Source organism: Bacillus sp. MBGLi79 (genome assembly GCF_002953915.1).
Genome location: NZ_CP026521.1, coordinates 1,707,434 through 1,709,731, shown reverse-complemented (window position 1 = coordinate 1,709,731; position 2,298 = coordinate 1,707,434). Strand labels below are relative to the sequence as shown.

Genomic DNA, 2,298 nt, shown 5'->3' with positions numbered 1-2,298 from the left:
TGTATTTTTGCAGGTGGCCTTCCCCCGGGATATTCCTCACCTGATTGTGTGAAGTCGTTTCCCTGATCTCAAGCCCCATGTTTGAAAATTTATCCCTCAGCTCTTTTCCCAGCGGGTATTCCAGCGCTCTCGGTTCAATATAGACGAGCTGGGGAACAAACGGTTTTACCATTGGAAACAGACACATCCTTTGCTTATTTCCGTTACTTTTTGCATTTAGAGGATGTGATATACCGGTAATATTTTCATACCCCGTCAAATAACTCACGGTAAAGCCGTTCCGCCTCTTCATATGAAGAAAAAACGGCATCATCTTCGGCAAAGGCGTGATATGTATCATACATAAACAATGCCAGTTCACCTTCGTGAAGCGGGTGATCAACGACTTCAGCTTCCTTTATATGCGCGACATTGGCGGCATGCGGGTTCCGGTAAATGACATAGACCTCCTCACCCGGTTTGAATGGCTGCCTGGGCATATCAAAATCCCCCTTTCTAACTATTGGTCACATGTATTATTTCCGCCGCAGCCGAGATCATTCAGATCAACAAAAAAACCCGGACGGGCATTGGTTATGCCTGTCCGGATTTTCAATCGCTTATGCCATATTGAAGGTTTCTTTTACGAATTGTACAACCTCTTCTGTTGTGCTCATGGACAGAATTTGCTCTTTGAACGATTCCGTCTCTTTTTTAGAAAGCTTACTGATTTGCGTTCTTGCCGGCAGGATTGACGTCGCGCTCATTGAGAACTCGTCCAGCCAAGACCGAGCAGGATTGGGATCGCAATTTCATCTCCCGCCATTTCGCCGCACATGCCGACCCATTTTCCTTCTTTATGGGCCGCTTCAATGACAAGCGTGATCAGGCGGAGAATCGCAGGATTGTACGGCTGGTAAAGGTAAGATACCCGCTCATTCATCCGGTCAGCAGCCATCGTATATTGAATCAGGTCATTCGTTCCGATGCTGAAGAAATCGACTTCTTTAGCGAATTGATCAGCGATCACAGCTGTTGAAGGGATTTCAACCATCATACCGACTTCAATGTCTTCGGAAACTTGTTGACCTTCAGCTTTCAGCTTTTCTTTTTCTTCTAAAAGAATTGCTTTCGCTTCTTTAAATTCGTTTACAGTCGCGATCATAGGGAACATAATTTTTAAGTTTCCATATGTACTTGCCCGAAGCAGCGCACGAAGCTGCGTTCTGAAAATCTCTTGCTCATCAAGGCAAAGACGGATCGCTCTGTATCCCAAGAAAGGGTTCATTTCTTTTGGCAGTTCTAAATATGGAAGCTCTTTGTCTCCGCCGATATCAAGAGTACGAACGACAACTGATTTGCCTTCCATACGCTCAAGAACGGTTTTATAGGCATCAAATTGCTCCTCTTCAGTCGGAAGCTGGTCTCTGCCCATGTAAAGGAATTCAGTCCGGTAAAGGCCGACTGCTTCTCCTCCATTTTCCAGAACGCCTTTTACATCATCAGGTGTACCGATATTAGCGGCAAGTTCCACATGATGTCCGTCATTCGTTACAGTCGGTTCATTGACAAGCTTCGCCCATTCGGCTTTTTGCGCCAGGAAGGCTTGATGCTTTTCTTCGTATTCGCTGATTGTTTCCTGGGCAGGATCAACGATGACATCGCCATTGATACCGTCAACGATCACTGTTACGCCGTTTTGAATGCCTTTTGTTGCCGCTTTTGTGCCGACAACGGCCGGAATTTCAAGCGAGCGCGCCATGATGGCTGAGTGGGACGTCCGTCCGCCGATATCTGTTGTAAACCCTTTAACAAAGTTGCGGTTTAGTTGCGCTGTATCAGACGGTGTCAAGTCTTCGGCTACGATGATGACCTCTTCGGAAATCAGACTCGGGTTCGGAATTTCAACGCCGAGAAGATGCCCTGTGACACGCTTGGTGACATCGCGGATGTCTGCGGCGCGTTCTTTCATATATTCGTTATCCATCGACTCGAACATTGTGACGAACATGTCGGCCGTTTCTTTTAAAGCGAATTCCGCGTTGACGGAGTCCGATTTGATTTTGTCTTTAATCGGGTTTAACAGTTCCGGATCGCTTAATACTAACAAATGTGCAGAAAAGATTTCCGCTTTATCTTCTCCAAGCTCTTTCAATGCATGGTTTTTAATGATTTCAAGCTCTTTTTTAGAACGCTCGATGGCGTCTTCAAAACGATTTACTTCCGCATCAGAATCAGAGATGTTTTTCTTTTCAACCGTTAGATCAGGCTCCTCAAGCCGATATGCTTTGGCGATCGCAATACCGGCTGAAGCGCCTA

2 protein-coding genes and 1 pseudogene are annotated in these 2,298 nt (G+C 46.0%); all 3 read right to left on the bottom strand.

The window, feature by feature from the left end; translation table 11 throughout:
- Positions 1-172 (bottom strand): spore photoproduct lyase family protein (locus tag C1T29_RS08690; RefSeq protein WP_369122224.1); only part of this gene is annotated, 172 nt, incomplete at its 3' end.
- 73 nt (positions 173-245) lie between these two features.
- Positions 246-479: a transcriptional regulator SplA domain-containing protein gene (locus tag C1T29_RS08685; RefSeq protein ID WP_208945654.1), complete on the bottom strand. Its 234-nt coding sequence runs from the start codon at positions 477-479 to the stop codon at positions 246-248.
- Positions 480-599: 120 nt separating this feature from the next.
- A pseudogene (gene ptsP / locus C1T29_RS08680) lies at positions 600-2,298 on the bottom strand (phosphoenolpyruvate--protein phosphotransferase); the annotation flags it as partial.

Bases quoted from the DNA above. Each gene is read 5' to 3' on its own strand.
- C1T29_RS08685 (WP_208945654.1), bottom strand. From the start codon at position 479: ATGCCCAGGCAGCCATTCAAACCGGGTGAGGAGGTCTATGTCATTTAC.